This is a genomic window from Bradyrhizobium sp. CB82 (assembly GCF_029714405.1).
GTDB lineage: Bacteria > Pseudomonadota > Alphaproteobacteria > Rhizobiales > Xanthobacteraceae > Bradyrhizobium.
Window position 1 is genome coordinate 3,116,114 of record NZ_CP121650.1, and the last position, 14,195, is coordinate 3,130,308.

Genomic DNA, 14,195 nt, shown 5'->3' on the forward strand with positions numbered 1-14,195 from the left:
TAATTCAGGGAATTGAATGCTTGCCACCGCTGAACCGGCATAAGCGCATGCTGCGATGACGAGCACCCTAAAGATGACGAACATTTGAGCCTCTTATTGCTTGCTCGGAGCAGCCTAGAACGGATTCGTTTCGGACCGTTTAGGGAAATTGGTTTTTACGTTGTTGATCGACTTGGTGAACATTTTTAAAGGCGCCGATCGTGGTGGGTAGCATTTAACAGCAATCCGACCTCCGCCGTCAGCACCGGGGATGTCCCGATCGCTGTTGAACTACGTCGGGCCGACGTTGCCGGAATGAATGTTACGCGGCCCTCGTGACGTGGGCAACGGGGTTGATCGTCATGCGATTGTGGCGAGCTTGAAGGGCCGCACGCAAAACCGACAATTGCTTATGCGCCTTCAATCGTCGGAAGCCCTTGTTGGCCTCGATCATGCCGGCCGCGACCCATCGCAAGGCCATGCCGGCATCCCGCCAGCGTTTGATGTTGCGCGTGACGCGGCGAATGGTGCCCATCATGTTCTCGGCGATGTTGGTACAAGCGAGCGATCGACGAAGCTCCTTCGGCAGCTTCAACCGGACGACAGTCAGGATTTCGTCGAGGCCTTCGAGGATGCTGGCCGCTACGCCGGGCCATTGCTGGTCGAGTCGACGCGCGAGATTGCGGATCAATTTTTCAGCCTTGTCGGCGTCATCGAGCTCCCAGGCCTGGCGCAGCACCCGACGGGTGGCCGCATGATGCTCTTTCGGCAGGCGTTCCATGATGTTGCGCGCCTTGTGGATCTGGCAGCGCTGGATCGCAGCGGCCGAACCGAAGGTGCGGCGGATCGCCTTCGACAACGCCTTCGCGCCGTCGGCGATGAACAGTCTTGGCACCGTCGGGTCGAGCCCGCGGGAGACCAGGTTGTCCAGCAGGGCCTGAACCGTTGCGGCGTTCTCGGTCGCCCCTTCCACCAGCGCCAGCGGATGCTTGTTGCCTTCGCCGTCAACCCCGATCGCGGCCACCAGCACGAGATCGTCGCCGAGATGCAGCCCGTCGATTTGGACCACCAGAAGGTCGAGCGCGGACAGATCGGCAGCCATGAAGTCGGCCAGCCGCGCCGCCGACAGCGCTACGAACCTCCGCGAGGCCGCCGACTTCGAAACCCCCGATCCGGGCGGTGCCGGCACGTCACCCTCGGGCAGCCGGACAGCGCGGCCGAACCGGCGCGTCGACACATTGATCAGCATCAGGTTCATCGCCCAGCGACCGAGCCAGTCCTCCTCCGCCGCCGTTTCCCAGCTCGGGATCGTGACCTCGCGGCCGTCCACGCCCCGGACCCGCGGGCGCTCGACCTCGATCTTGCCGCCGTGGAAGCCGATCCGTCCCCGCGTTCGGCCCCAACGGTGCGCCCGCCGCGCCGCGTCGCGACCGTGGCGCGGCCCGCAGGCCGCCGTGACATCCGCCTCCATCATCGTGCCGAGCGCCTCGATCCCTGCCGCAAGGCAGAACCGATCGAAGCTCGCCCGCACTTCTGCAAACGCTTCGTCCACAGCCCCGGTCGCCGGCCAACCAGCCGGTGTGATATCTCTCGTCATGGCGTTGCTCTCCTTTGTGGAATCAGCACCCCGAGCCTACCGGCTCAAGGTGGGCAACGCCGACCTCTTCAGAAATTCAACAGAACCCGGGACATCCCCGCGGGCTATACGCTACGTCCAAGGTCGCACGTCGTGATCTCACAATCCTGCTTGAAAGTGCAATGCTGCTCTGGAATTCTCATTCAACCTCAGATCGCTTTAGCAATCCGGCGGTTGTTAGGGCTGATTTTTTAAAGGTGTTTCGATGCAGGAAGTTGCTTACGAGCCGAACAGGGCTGTGCCGTTTTTTGGCGCTCGCGCCTTTGCCCGCAAACTCCTGGAAGAGGCGGATCAGCTTAGCTCAAAACTTCAATCAGCCGAACGCGAACGGAAAGAAATTCTGTCTAAGAATGCTGATCTCAGCGCGGCCGTCGAGCGGCTGGGCAACGAAGTTAAGCAACTTCGAGCGGCGCGCGATCTTGCGCAACAGCAACTGGAATATTTTGGAGCTGCTCCGCTCCTCGACATTGATGTGCGCCGACGGGAATTGCAGGCGCAGGTGGATACGCTGAACAAAGAACTCGTTCAGGCTCGTGCTGACATTGCGTCCGAACGAGACACCTTGCGGAAGGAAGTTGAAGAAGCTCATCAAAGCATAGTGGAAACAAGGGAAACCGCCCTTCTTCAAGAAATTGGTATCTATGAATACCGGCATCCACTTACAGACGCTCTGGCTTACGAGAGCGCTTTGGATCGTCTCCAAGACGCCATCAAGGCAACTGCAAAGAAGGACGGCGGCGCGGTACTTGCTTCAACCAACTGGACAGTCGGCGGGTCCGAAGCTGAGGGCCGCAAGATGACTCGCGAAATATCGAAGCTCATGTTGCGAGCATTCAATGCCGAGGCCGATAATCTCGTCCGCAGCTTAAAGCCGTACAAACTACAAAGTGCAATCGAGCGTTTGAGAAAGGTTGAGGAGACGGTCAGGAAGCTGGGTGCCACGTTACAGGTGAGTATTTCACCCGCATACGCGCAACTGCGGATCGATGAGCTGGAACTAACTGCCGATTTTCTTGAGAAGCAGGCTGAAGAAAAGGAGGCCGAGCGCCGAGAACGTGAGCGAATGCGAGATGAGCGGAAAGCTCAACAAGAGATCGAGCGCGAGCGCGCGAAATTGGCTAAAGAGAAGCAGCACTACCAGAACGCGCTTGAAGCGGTTACCGCAAATGGCGATCAGGATGGCATGCAACGGCTTCGCGAGCAAATCGCAGACGTAGATAAGGCAATCGAGAGCGTTGAGGCTCGCGCAGCGAATACGCGCGCCGGTTACGTGTACGTGATCTCTAACATTGGTTCGTTTGGCGAGAAGATGGTGAAGATTGGAATGACAAGACGCCTTGATCCAATGGAGCGCATTCGGGAGCTGAGCGACGCATCAGTTCCGTTCAATTTTGATGTCCACGCCCTCTTCTTCTCCAACGATGCCGTCGGCATCGAAACGTCCATGCATGATCGTCTCGCTGACTACCGCGTCAATGAGGTGAATCGACGGCGAGAGTTTTTTCGGGCTACGCCGTTGGAAGCAAAAGCGCATCTCGCTCAGCTGGCAGGAGAACTTCTGGAATTCCGGGAGGTGCCCGAAGCCATTGAGTACAGACAGACAATACGACTGCGAACTTTCACAAGCGGATCAGGTGCGAGCTTGTAGTCATATAGGTGCGCCGAAAAGGTAGGTTGCCTCAGAACATCCTATCGACTAGGTCAATTTGTTTCGCGGCGTCCGCCGGCTTCAGCAAGCCGCGCCAATGCGGCGATGATGTATCGCGGATGTTGGTGACAGGTGGACCGCCAACGCGCGGTGGTTGGTGATCGAATAGTGCGCCTGACTTCCGGGCGCATGAAGCCGCCGGTTAAGGAATTGGTTACTAGTCACTGTCACCATTTACATATAGGTCGCCATATGCGGCAGCGCATTCCGAGAACGGTTTAATACTTCGACACGCCCGGTTGGCGGTCTTTTGCAGGAGAGGCCCAATGTTTAAGGGCTTCACGGTGGCAGTTGTGGCGCTGGTTAGTACAGTGCAGCTGGATCAATACCTAACTAACGGTCGGTACACCGACGCGGCCATGGCTATGCTGCGGCAAATCAGGCACGCGTTTGGGTTTTGAAATACCCTCTCGGGGACAACTTTGAGGCGCGTGATGGAAGGCGGCATCTCATGGGCTGATCTCGACGCGGATGAGCAACGCGCCATTGCGATATTGGGAGCCGGACTTTCTATCGAGCTGTGTGACCCCGTTGCGCTCCTGACCTTAAGGCGGCTCGGTCTAATTGTAGCCTCCCATTTGACGACCGCCGCACACGATTTGCGGAGAGACGTGGTTTTAGACGAACTCGGGGCGCGTGATTGCGTGATGTAACCTTATTGGCACACTCCCAAACCTGCTTGATCAGAAGGGCTTGAGGGTATGAATAAGGCTGGGGGTGGAGATGTCAGGAGCTATTGGGCTGATCGTGGATGGTTACGTTTCCCTCAAGGACCAGAAGGCTCTCGATGAGCTTCGGATACAACGCCGGAAACTTATCGCAGACCTTAATGCGTGTACCGGGATCGACTGCGCGAGTACTATTCAGCAAATTGAGGAAGACATCGTCGTGATCGAGGCTGGGCTGGCGCGGTTGGATGGCGCAACGACGAGCTAACCGACCAGTCTGTTCGCGTTCGACCTGCCGCCCGATCCTCCTTCTCCGCCCCGCGCATCACGATCTTGAGCGCATCATCCGGCAATGGCCGCTGTAACGCCTTCGCCTCATCCCACGGCGCGCGCATCCACACATCGCGCTCTTCATCAGTCGTCAGGATCACCGGCATCGCCTTGGGGTGGATCGGCTCAACCATCGCATTCGAAGTAGTCGTCAGCCATTGACTAAAATGCCCAGGGGCCCCCCAATCCCCCTGGAGGTGCCGATGACGTACATGCTCCCGTATCCGACGATGTTTTGCGTACTCGACCTAGATCAATCCCTTCTCGGTACGCGCAAGCTGCGGACGTAATAGCCTTGCCTCTGAACGGCTGACCTGATCTCGTCGCTGACTTTGCAAACCCGCTTTCTGCTCTTGCGCCACTTATGCCTGGAGCTAAGCACGGGTATCGCTGAGCCCGTGCTTAGGACGAGTAAGTCGCGTTTATCATTGCGATAGACATCAAACATCTTTCGGCCCCCGCTGATCGTACTGAAATAAACATTGAATATATTTCGGTCTTGACCGCGTAGCTTAATGTCTCGGATGGCCACGCGGGTTGTAAATGTGCAACGCTCCCTGCTTCTTTTTTCCGCCGTTTCGGAAAGCATGGATCGGCGCGCCGCCTTCGACAGCAGGCACGGTTCGATGAAGCCGGAGGGAGGCCGTCGCTGCTGGACCATGGCCCGGAGGATGGGGCAGTAGCCGGACCGCGCCCATGCCCCACGTGATCTTAGCTGTGGCTACCGCTGTGGATAGCCCGGACGGCATCCCCATCACTACCCTGCATTGTGCCATCGTGCGGGCATCTGATTTGCAAAACGAGCGAGACCCACCATGGCGATCCTATCCGAGAGCCGCCGCGCTGCTCTCCGTGCGACATTGGCTACAGTTGGAATAGACACGCCTCAGAAGGTGTTCGCTGCGCTGGTGCCAGCGGTGATTTCGATCATCGTTGCTTTTTTCCCGGTTGGATTGTGGGGCAACGTCATCGCTGGGGCCGCATGGATCATCATGTTTCTGATTTTGATTGTTTGGCATCGCCGCGCGCTCTCTCGCGAACCTATTAAGGTCGGCCTCAGCCCACTCTATACGGCGGAGGGTCGTGAGCAACTCAGGTCCGAACAGCGCGCCCAAGACAATGAGAATGCGCGACTGCGCGCGGTGTCTGCGCGGCTTGCTGCTGACATGGCGAAGCTCGACACCACGACGACGGACGGACAACAGGAGCTCAGACAACTGGCGGACCAAAAAAACACATCGACCAAAATCTGACAGAGCTTGAGAAGCGACCGGGGACAAAAATAGGCTATGTGCCGCGCAACTAGCCAGACGCGCCAATTGGCCCTTTCAAGCATGAGGTTTCCCGATGGCGCTTGACTGGTCGTTCGAGCCGGACCCGGCGTTGAAGGAGTCCCAATCGGGGATCGTCGGCGCGAAGTCCTCAAGCAATGACCGGAGCCCGATAGCGGCTGCGAAGTGAACAACGATACGCTCGGCGAGCGGCTTAGGCTGTATGTCGAAGAGAACTTCCATAATGCTTGAAGAAGTTATCAAGCTTCACTGGTTCGCCGGTATCTCGCCAGAACAATTTTTTACCAAGGCTGGCCGCCACCGCGAGGCGGTGGTGGCCGCCGATTAGAGTATGGTCATCGGATGCTGTGGCGATGATCTCGCCGTCTTCGTCCACGATGATCATGTGCTGCCTCCAATCCAGCGCGCGGTCAGCGCCGCCGCGATGGTGTGCAATCCATCTAACCTCGTGCCGGTCCCGGCGTTCCAATCCATCAAGATCACTGCTTCCGTATTCGACATACGTCATATCGCGCACCGCCCTTTGTGTAACCGGTTCGCACCGAATAAAGCCGGGAATGCGCGGAGTGAAATACGCTTATAGGTCGGCGTCCGGCGGTCCCCGCATTAGCTCACGCTCTCGGAAGGACCTGACGACCGATTGCGGAGGGACCGCCATCCTTCGACGGTCCTCCGCCTTGCACGAAAAAGGGTTATCGAAGGGGCATCGACAACCGCAACGAGCAACCTATGATGTGACCAATTGGGTGGGGGGCTGATGTGACTATGGGCGGGGCTGCGGCGCATATCATTTTAAAGATCAAAACGAAGAACCCTATTGAGCTAGGGGACTTCGTTGCTGAGTTTACCTCTGTTGCGTCGCAATACGACAAGTTCATCAGAGAGAACCACCCAGATTTAGGACCGGAAGCCCGTATCTATGTGAAGCAAATAAAGAAGGGCTCGATAATTGCCGAGCTACTGCCGTTTGTGCCCTTCGCAATGTTCGCGCCGCAGATCGTTTCCAGTATCGAACAGGTCAACGCCGTTAATGACTTCGTGCGCAACTACGGCTCGAAGCTCAAAGCATATTTCAAAAAGCGCGGCGAGGTACCGGACGCGTCCAGATCGGACCTGAAAGACTTCATGGGCTCGCTCGCGGCCATCGCAAACGATCCCGATGGGTCTGCCTCGCTTGAGGCTCTCGTTTTCGAGGACGGAAAGCGGAAAGTCAAAGCTGCTGTCAAGTTCACGTCCAGAGAAGCTTCGCGGGCCGTTGAGCACATTGAGGAACACCGTAAGAAACTTGAACGGAAGGACAGTGCTGATTTCCAGCGTGAGTTGATGGTCTTTCGGCAAGCGAACGTAAGGAGCCCGGCGGTCGGCAAGCGCACTGGCGAACTGGTTATGGTGGAGGCGATATCAGATCGGGAGCTGCCATTGATTTACGCATCCGATCTCGCTGAGCAGCGCATAAAGCATGAGATAAGGGATGCCGACGACAACCTCTTCAAGAAGGGTTTCGTCGTGGACATCAATGTGCAGACAAAGGGCGGCAGACCAGCGGGCTACCGTGTAACGAACCTTCATCAGGTCATTGATCTGCCGGATGATGATGAACATGAGCCGACAGGCGACCGATAGCGGACGGCATCGCGTCATCACCACGACGAGCGCGCCAGCGTCACGACGGCGGCAGGCGAGATGGCGATGGGCCTTTCAGACAGGCGGTCGGCGAGCACTCATCGCTCCCGGCTTTCCCATTCTACGTCCAGCGCTTCGGAAGCTCGCTGCTGCATGGAGGCTTTTTTCAGCACGCGTCGCCCGCCGCCCGGGCCTATCGCGATGTCTCTGAGGGCCTCGCGAAACGTGTCGAGCACAAACTGCAACCGCTTGATCTCCTCGGCGGACTTCACTGCCCGCAGTCGCTCGATCTCGTCGGCGGCGCTCCGGCGCAGGTCGGCACATGCCCGGCAGAAGGGCTCCTCGTTGCGAAGCCGCTCAGCAATGTCTCTCATTTCGTCGCCTCCATCGCTCGCGCTGAACATCGCGCTGCGCTCTCGCTTATCGGCCACCACCATGTCTCAGCCGCATTGAAGATCATCCGGGCCAGAACGTCGATTGCGCGCGAGCGCGTCACCGTCACCACGACGGCGGCAGGCGACGGGACGCAGCGCACACCGGGAGCGGCAAGCGACGGGCAGGCGTCGCCAGAACCGCAATAAACGGTCCTACAGCGCGCCGGGGCGGCAGGGCTAAGGAGGACCACCGGGCACCCCGCGCCAGCGCATAGGCGGCCACGGGGCACCGGCTACGGGACCGCGCGGCAACGAACCCCGCGCAAGGGACACTATACGGACACCGATTTCCGTTTCAATCGGTTACACAGAGCCACATACTCCCACAAGGGGAGAAGGAGCAAAGTTTGTAAACACGCCGGCCGATCCGGCCAAGCTGCTGGCTTACCCACCTACCAAACCCCAGAGTACGATCAGGTAGTAAGCCACCACGGCAGCGATCACGTTGATCGCGACTATAAGCAATATATCGATTGGGATGATCGGTTTTGGCGTATCCATCGCGTTCTCGCAATGGACGTAATCCTAGCCGTACAGAAGCGCTCTCGCCGTTCACAAATGATGGTAGAGGCGAGTTCCTCGTCTACTGTTGCGTCAGCGCCTCAGTTGATTCCCACATCATCACTGGAGCCGCATCGCGGCGATCATCAGCAGTCGCTTGCCAAGCAGCTACGGCAAAGTAGGCGGTAAGCGCTAGGGCAAGAGCAGTTAAGACAGAGCCGAGCTGGGTCATCGGTCGGCACCCTCCTGAAACTCATTCCACACAGAGAAGCACCTGCGCCTGTAAGTCGGCACGACTGAAGGCTGCAAATCTATAGGTTTACTCGCACAATCCACAGGGAAGTATCGAAGCGACGTAGTAAGCGCGGAGCAATCAGGTACTTCTTCGAGTTGCCCGGTAGGCTGGTACTGATCGGCGAGACCGTTAGAGCAAGATCACAAGACCCGCGGCACAACCGGGTTCGACGAGTGGCGTTTTCTTACAATCGCAGCCAGTCCCCTCGCTGATCAAATCGCGAAGCCGACAGCCTTCAACGACAACATCATGGGCGCTAGTTCGTTTGAGCCATTCCCCGAAGGGTGGTGGGCATCGCCCTAATGAGCGACTTCCAAAGACGAAAAGGTCCTGCCCGGCGCCGGGCTGGCGGAAGTATGGACACCCTCAGAGGCTGTGAATCTTTTTGACTGCTCGCAAGCGGTATAGCCGAAAGCTGGTGCTGTGTGATTCTCTTGCGGTGATGGATTCGCAGGAGGGATGATGGCCGCTGATGAATTGTTTGGGGATCTGCCGGAGCAGGCAAAGCCGCAAGCCGGTGCGGCGCCGCTCGCAGCGCCGCGACTTCGTGAGCCCCAACGCGATCAAATCGAGTTGCGAGCAGTGGATATCGAGAGCCTGATCGGGGAAGACCATCCGGTGCGCCTGATCTGGTCCTATGTCGAGGAACTCGACCTGAGTGAGCTGGAGAACCGGATCAAGGCGCGGGGCGATCGGCCCGGTCACCCCGCGACATCGCCGCGGCTTTTGCTGGCGCTGTGGCTCTATGCCACCAGCGAGGGCGTCGGCAGCGCGCGCGCGTTGGAGCGGCTTTGCGAGAGCCATGACACCTATCGTTGGCTGTGTGGCGGGGTGTCGGTGAACCATCACACGCTGGCGGACTTCCGGGTCGGTTGCGCCGACCTGCTCGACCGGCTGCTTTGCGAGCATTTGGCGGTGCTGGCGAAGGTCGGCCTCGTCAATCTGGAAACGCTGGCGCAGGACGGTGTTCGGGTCCGGGCCAGCGCCGGGGCCGCTTCGTTCCGGCGGGAGGCGACGCTCGATCGGCACCTGGCCTTGGCTGAGGCGGTGGTGGAAGACCTCAAACGCGAGGTTGACGCTCGTTCGGATGCTAGCAATCAGCGCATGAAGGCCGCCAAGGAGCGCGCCGCGCGTGAGCGCAGAGCGCGCGTCAAAGCGGCGCAGACGGCGCTCGCCGAAATCAAGCAGCAGCGCAAGGAGCGCGAAGAAAAGCGCGGCAACGGCAAGAAGCCGAAAGAGCCGCGGGCCTCCACGACGGACGCCGACGCACGGGTCATGAAGATGGCCGACGGCGGCTTCCGCCCCGCCTACAACGTGCAGGTGACGAGTGCCGCCGGCCAGCCGATCGTCGTTGACATCAAGGTCTGCAACACCGGGTCCGACCGCGGCCTGATGCGGCCCATGCTGGAGCGGCAGCGCGCGCGTCCTGGCGGGTTGCCCAAGGACCATCTCGTCGATGGCGGCTTTGGCAGTGCCGAGGACATCGAGTGGGCGCACGCCGAGGGCATCGATATCTTTTGCCCGCCCACTCAATCCAAGCACGGCACCGATCCCCATCTACCGCGACGCGGCGACGGCCCGGGGGTGTTGGCCTGGCGTGCGCGCATGGCGAGCGAAGAGGGCAAGGCCCGATACAAGCCCCGGTCGATTTGCGAGTGCATACATGCCCGCTGGCGCAACTGGGACCTGCGGCAATTGACCGTGCGCGGCCTCGAAAAGGTCCGCGCCGTCGTGCTCTGGTACGCCCTCGCCAACAACATCCTGCAAGGCAACCGCCTCGCTAGCGCATAGAGGAGCGTTCATCGACATCCCCCAACCTCGCCACAGCCGCACCAGCCCACGCGTTGCCACGACGAGGAACTGCCACATCCTTCGATGACCACGCAAAACGAGAAAGATTGGCAAGCTCTCAGGGGGGCCTTGATCGGCGATTAGCCCGCGGACACCAAAAACTCGGCTGAAAACTGTCGGGGGGAACGTAGGTAGCGCTCCAGTGACTCGAACCCCCGACGGGCTGCGATCGAAGCGAGGTAAAAGTCGATCTGCCGGCCGAATTTGGCCGCAAATGAAGCCGCGTTGCGGACTGATAAGCAAATCATACAGACGGGATGAGCTCGCGGACTAATAAGGTTTCGTACGAACACGTAGTCAGTTAGGCGGCTGATAAGGTTTGGCTGCAAACCTTATCAGTCTCACGAAAAGCTTATCAGTCACAAAGTAGGCGCTAAGTTCCGTGAGCCTCAAGGTCTGCCCATTGGTGTGAAGCAGACGAAGGGGAGGGGAGTGCCGATGGTCGCCTTCTGACCCTGGCTGTGTGGAAAGCCGCGAGTCGGCTACGATTCCTCCGTTTCAAGAGGCCAGCTTCCCGACTGAACTCCCTAGCGCCAAACGGATGGAATGGAGAGCTGGCTCCGGAATTCTGGACGGGGCGATAAGTGGAGTTTCTGCCTGACGGCGGGCAAGATTGTCCCGCGAATCAGGAGAGACGATGAGCAGACGAAACCCGTCGGCACCACGCACCGGCATTCAAGGCGAAGGTGGCGTTAGCCGCGATCAAGGGTGAGATGACGCTGGCCCAGCTGGCTGAGCATTTCGACGTGCACCCGAACCAGATCACGCAGTGGAAGTCACAGCTTCAGGAAGCGGCGGCCGAGGTATTTGGTCCTGGCGGTGGCAACAGAACGAGCGAGCCCGCGGTGGACGTGAAAACGCTGCACGCCAAGATCGGGGAGCTCACGCTGGAGAACGATTCCTAAGAAACGGCATCGCCGACGTTCGGCTCCAAGGGCTGGAGAACGAAGCCGAATGCCTTGGCACGCCGATGCAAATTGTTGACCACTCGCGTCCGGTAGCGCGTCTCGTAGGACGAGGCCCCGGGATCGACATAGTCCATTCCGTATCGCACAGCATTGTAGAACAGAACTGCGATCTTGCGGGCCGTGGCGGTCACTGCCTTGGCCTTACCGATGCGCGATGAAAGTCGCCTGTAAAAGGCGCCGAGCGCAGTATCGGTGCGTCCGACGGTGACGGCAGCAAGGCGCAGAAGCGCCGCCGCCCGGCCGCCGGATCGGCGCGTTCGGGACGAGAGCCTTTTGCCGCCGGAGACCTTGTTGCTCGGCGCCAGTCCTAGCCAGGAGGTAAAATGCTTTGCACTTGGCCACGAGGAGAGGTCGTCACCGCATTCAGCGATCAGCTTCAGCGAGAGGTAAGAACCGAGGCCGTCGATCGTGGTGATGTCTTTTCCCAGCAACGCGAACAGCGCCTCGCGGACGTCGAAAGCTAGAGCGTTCGCCTGATCGGTTCGATTCCGACGCAGCGAGGCCGGCGGTGCTGGTCCATGGCCACGTCCGCGATGGTTGCTCAGTTCCTTCAACACGGCTTCGATCCGGGCGTCGCAGGCAGATGCCTTCTCGTGGTAGGTGTCGTAAAGCGCAAGTGCCTGCTCGAGCGCAAACAGATGCTCGGCTCGGTAGCTGCCGGTGAGCGCCTTCGCAATCGTCTCGGCACTGGCGTGGCAACTGTAGTGGCGCAAGCACGCCAGCGCCTCGGGATCGCGCTCGCCGGCAAGGATCGCGCGTATGATACGCAGGCCGGTCGCGCCGGTGATGTCGGCGACGACGTGGTGGAGCTGAAGATTCATCTCCGTCAAGGCCTTCTGCATATGCTGGATGTGTGAGGCCGCGTACTCCAGCAGACGCTCGCGCTGACGCACGTAGGCTCGCAGTTCGGCAATCTGCCCTTTGGGCTGAAAGCTGGCCCGCAGCAACCCGAATGAATGGAGCCGCTGCAGCCATTGCGCATCGCTGACATCGGTCTTACGCCCCGGCACGTGCTTGGCATCGCGCGCGTTGACAAGAAACACGGTAAATCCCCGGGCATCGAGAAGCTCGAAAATCGGAATCCAGTAGACGCTGGTCGATTCCATGACGACGGTCTCGACGCCGCATTCCGTAAACCAGTCGACCAGCCGATGCAGATCGGCCGTGAAGGTACCGAAACTGTGGACTGGCTCCGGTGCGCGATCTGCCCTAACGGCCGCCATATGCATGGTGGCGCCAACGTCGATGGCAGCCGCGTTCGGGTGCACCATCGGCATCTTACCGCCGTCCTTCGACTTCGATCTTTTGGGATTCATCTGTAGCTCCTCCTGACTCCGGCGGAAGGGCTGGGCTGCGCAATTCATTCAAATTCCTAAACGGGATCGCCGAGATGGCGTCACCACTCTCAAGTGCGCAACAGCCCATGGACCAGGTTTTTTGACGGGGTCACGTGCCACCAAAATCGTATCGGCCGCTCCCTTCCGGCCGCAGTCTAGCGGTTACCCGTTTCTATCCCACAGGGGGCGCGCAGCGCCCCGCTCAGTTTTTTAGAAGGCGCGCTCAGCAAAGCCGGCCTGCTGAGCGCAAAGCGATGATCGACCGTGAGCACGACCTGCCGATCACGAAACAGGCGGAAGTTTTGAAGATCAGCCGTGGCAGTGTCTATTATCTGCCGCGTCCAGTGCCTTCCGCCGACCTCGCGATCATGCGACGGCTCGACCGGCTGCATCTGGAGTTTCCTTTCGCCGGTTCGCGAATGTTGCGAGACCTGTTGGCTGCCGAGGGGTGCAAGATCGGCCGCCGGCATATTAAAACGCTGATGCGGCGGATGGGGATAGAGGCGCTCTACCGCCGGCCGCGTACCACCAAGGGGATGTCCCGGGTTCTGTTGAATTTCTGAAGAGGTCGGCGTTGCCCACCTTGAGCCGGTAGGCTCGGGGTGCTGATTCCACAAAGGAGAGCAACGCCATGACGAGAGATATCACACCGGCTGGTTGGCCGGCGACCGGGGCTGTGGACGAAGCGTTTGCAGAAGTGCGGGCGAGCTTCGATCGGTTCTGCCTTGCGGCAGGGATCGAGGCGCTCGGCACGATGATGGAGGCGGATGTCACGGCGGCCTGCGGGCCGCGCCACGGTCGCGACGCGGCGCGGCGGGCGCACCGTTGGGGCCGAACGCGGGGACGGATCGGCTTCCACGGCGGCAAGATCGAGGTCGAGCGCCCGCGGGTCCGGGGCGTGGACGGCCGCGAGGTCACGATCCCGAGCTGGGAAACGGCGGCGGAGGAGGACTGGCTCGGTCGCTGGGCGATGAACCTGATGCTGATCAATGTGTCGACGCGCCGGTTCGGCCGCGCTGTCCGGCTGCCCGAGGGTGACGTGCCGGCACCGCCCGGATCGGGGGTTTCGAAGTCGGCGGCCTCGCGGAGGTTCGTAGCGCTGTCGGCGGCGCGGCTGGCCGACTTCATGGCTGCCGATCTGTCCGCGCTCGACCTTCTGGTGGTCCAAATCGACGGGCTGCATCTCGGCGACGATCTCGTGCTGGTGGCCGCGATCGGGGTTGACGGCGAAGGCAACAAGCATCCGCTGGCGCTGGTGGAAGGGGCGACCGAGAACGCCGCAACGGTTCAGGCCCTGCTGGACAACCTGGTCTCGCGCGGGCTCGACCCGACGGTGCCAAGACTGTTCATCGCCGACGGCGCGAAGGCGTTGTCGAAGGCGATCCGCCGCACCTTCGGTTCGGCCGCTGCGATCCAGCGCTGCCAGATCCACAAGGCGCGCAACATCATGGAACGCCTGCCGAAAGAGCATCATGCGGCCACCCGTCGGGTGCTGCGCCAGGCCTGGGAGCTCGATGCAACATCGCTACCCTCGACGAGGCAGTCGCTTCTTTCAACCGGACCGAGTGACGTG

General features: G+C 60.1%; 11 protein-coding genes and 5 pseudogenes. 8 read left to right on the forward strand and 8 right to left on the reverse strand.

What is annotated here, in order from left to right; translation table 11 throughout:
- Positions 1-301 precede the first annotated feature (301 nt).
- Positions 302-1,576 (reverse strand): IS256 family transposase, encoded by a 1,275-nt coding sequence (locus tag QA640_RS14930; protein WP_283041364.1) that lies wholly within the window; start codon positions 1,574-1,576, stop codon positions 302-304.
- A gap of 244 nt (positions 1,577-1,820) precedes the next feature.
- On the opposite strand from QA640_RS14930, the gene QA640_RS14935 reads away from it, so the two are divergent.
- The gene (locus QA640_RS14935) at positions 1,821-3,263 is read left to right on the forward strand and encodes a DUF4041 domain-containing protein (protein ID WP_283041379.1); all 1,443 of its coding nucleotides are present in this window, start codon (positions 1,821-1,823) and stop codon (positions 3,261-3,263) included.
- Between the two features lie 76 nt (positions 3,264-3,339).
- On the opposite strand, the pseudogene QA640_RS14940 reads toward QA640_RS14935, so the two are convergent.
- Positions 3,340-3,417: pseudogene (locus QA640_RS14940) on the reverse strand (SOS response-associated peptidase); the annotation flags it as partial.
- A 629-nt stretch (positions 3,418-4,046) separates the two neighbouring features.
- Here QA640_RS14940 and QA640_RS14945 point away from each other — a divergent pair.
- On the forward strand, positions 4,047-4,259 hold the full coding sequence (locus QA640_RS14945; protein ID WP_283041380.1) for a hypothetical protein: 213 nt from the start codon (positions 4,047-4,049) through the stop codon (positions 4,257-4,259).
- Here the strand turns inward: QA640_RS14945 and QA640_RS14950 are convergent.
- Positions 4,183-4,479: pseudogene (locus tag QA640_RS14950) on the reverse strand (hypothetical protein); the annotation flags it as partial. The gene QA640_RS14945 and the pseudogene QA640_RS14950 overlap by 77 nt on opposite strands.
- Before the next feature lie 95 nt (positions 4,480-4,574).
- On the reverse strand, positions 4,575-4,769 hold the full coding sequence (locus tag QA640_RS14955; RefSeq protein WP_283041381.1) for a hypothetical protein: 195 nt from the start codon (positions 4,767-4,769) through the stop codon (positions 4,575-4,577).
- A 367-nt stretch (positions 4,770-5,136) separates the two neighbouring features.
- On the opposite strand from QA640_RS14955, the gene QA640_RS14960 reads away from it, so the two are divergent.
- The gene (locus tag QA640_RS14960; RefSeq protein WP_283041382.1) at positions 5,137-5,574 is read left to right on the forward strand and encodes a hypothetical protein; all 438 of its coding nucleotides are present in this window, start codon (positions 5,137-5,139) and stop codon (positions 5,572-5,574) included.
- Between the two features lie 232 nt (positions 5,575-5,806).
- Here the strand turns inward: QA640_RS14960 and QA640_RS14965 are convergent, their stop codons facing one another.
- Complete coding sequence (locus QA640_RS14965) at positions 5,807-5,998, reverse strand: hypothetical protein (protein WP_247989752.1); 192 nt, start codon at positions 5,996-5,998, stop codon at positions 5,807-5,809.
- 380 nt (positions 5,999-6,378) lie between these two features.
- Between QA640_RS14965 and QA640_RS14970 the strand changes: the two genes are divergently transcribed.
- Complete coding sequence (locus QA640_RS14970) at positions 6,379-7,236, forward strand: hypothetical protein (protein WP_283041383.1); 858 nt, start codon at positions 6,379-6,381, stop codon at positions 7,234-7,236.
- Between the two features lie 98 nt (positions 7,237-7,334).
- On the opposite strand, the gene QA640_RS14975 is transcribed toward QA640_RS14970, so the two are convergent.
- Positions 7,335-7,673 (reverse strand): hypothetical protein, encoded by a 339-nt coding sequence (locus QA640_RS14975; protein ID WP_283041384.1) that lies wholly within the window; start codon positions 7,671-7,673, stop codon positions 7,335-7,337.
- 580 nt (positions 7,674-8,253) lie between these two features.
- Complete coding sequence (locus QA640_RS14980; protein WP_283041385.1) at positions 8,254-8,403, reverse strand: hypothetical protein; 150 nt, start codon at positions 8,401-8,403, stop codon at positions 8,254-8,256.
- A gap of 522 nt (positions 8,404-8,925) precedes the next feature.
- Between QA640_RS14980 and QA640_RS14985 the strand changes: the two genes are divergently transcribed.
- A complete protein-coding gene (locus QA640_RS14985) occupies positions 8,926-10,257 on the forward strand; it encodes an IS1182 family transposase (RefSeq protein ID WP_283041386.1) in 1,332 nt (443 codons plus the stop codon).
- Between the two features lie 746 nt (positions 10,258-11,003).
- Positions 11,004-11,216 (forward strand): annotated as a pseudogene (locus QA640_RS14990) (transposase); the annotation flags it as partial.
- Between the two features lie 2 nt (positions 11,217-11,218).
- Here the strand turns inward: QA640_RS14990 and QA640_RS14995 are convergent.
- Positions 11,219-12,601 (reverse strand): IS110 family transposase, encoded by a 1,383-nt coding sequence (locus QA640_RS14995; RefSeq protein ID WP_283037969.1) that lies wholly within the window; start codon positions 12,599-12,601, stop codon positions 11,219-11,221.
- A 227-nt stretch (positions 12,602-12,828) separates the two neighbouring features.
- Here QA640_RS14995 and QA640_RS15000 point away from each other — a divergent pair.
- Both QA640_RS15000 and QA640_RS15005 read left to right on the forward strand, forming a co-directional pair.
- Positions 12,829-13,155: pseudogene (locus QA640_RS15000) on the forward strand (IS3 family transposase); the annotation flags it as partial.
- 98 nt (positions 13,156-13,253) lie between these two features.
- A pseudogene (locus QA640_RS15005) lies at positions 13,254-14,138 on the forward strand (transposase); the annotation flags it as partial.
- Positions 14,139-14,195 lie beyond the last annotated feature (57 nt).

Coding starts and splice junctions, on each gene's coding strand:
- QA640_RS14930 (WP_283041364.1), bottom strand. CDS start 1,576: ATGACGAGAGATATCACACCGGCTGGTTGGCCGGCGACCGGGGCTGTG.
- QA640_RS14935 (WP_283041379.1), top strand. CDS start 1,821: ATGCAGGAAGTTGCTTACGAGCCGAACAGGGCTGTGCCGTTTTTTGGC.
- QA640_RS14945 (WP_283041380.1), top strand. CDS start 4,047: ATGTCAGGAGCTATTGGGCTGATCGTGGATGGTTACGTTTCCCTCAAG.
- QA640_RS14955 (WP_283041381.1), bottom strand. CDS start 4,769: ATGTTTGATGTCTATCGCAATGATAAACGCGACTTACTCGTCCTAAGC.
- QA640_RS14960 (WP_283041382.1), top strand. CDS start 5,137: ATGGCGATCCTATCCGAGAGCCGCCGCGCTGCTCTCCGTGCGACATTG.
- QA640_RS14965 (WP_247989752.1), bottom strand. CDS start 5,998: ATGATCATCGTGGACGAAGACGGCGAGATCATCGCCACAGCATCCGAT.
- QA640_RS14970 (WP_283041383.1), top strand. CDS start 6,379: ATGGGCGGGGCTGCGGCGCATATCATTTTAAAGATCAAAACGAAGAAC.
- QA640_RS14975 (WP_283041384.1), bottom strand. CDS start 7,673: ATGGTGGTGGCCGATAAGCGAGAGCGCAGCGCGATGTTCAGCGCGAGC.
- QA640_RS14980 (WP_283041385.1), bottom strand. CDS start 8,403: ATGACCCAGCTCGGCTCTGTCTTAACTGCTCTTGCCCTAGCGCTTACC.
- QA640_RS14985 (WP_283041386.1), top strand. CDS start 8,926: ATGATGGCCGCTGATGAATTGTTTGGGGATCTGCCGGAGCAGGCAAAG.
- QA640_RS14995 (WP_283037969.1), bottom strand. CDS start 12,601: ATGAATCCCAAAAGATCGAAGTCGAAGGACGGCGGTAAGATGCCGATG.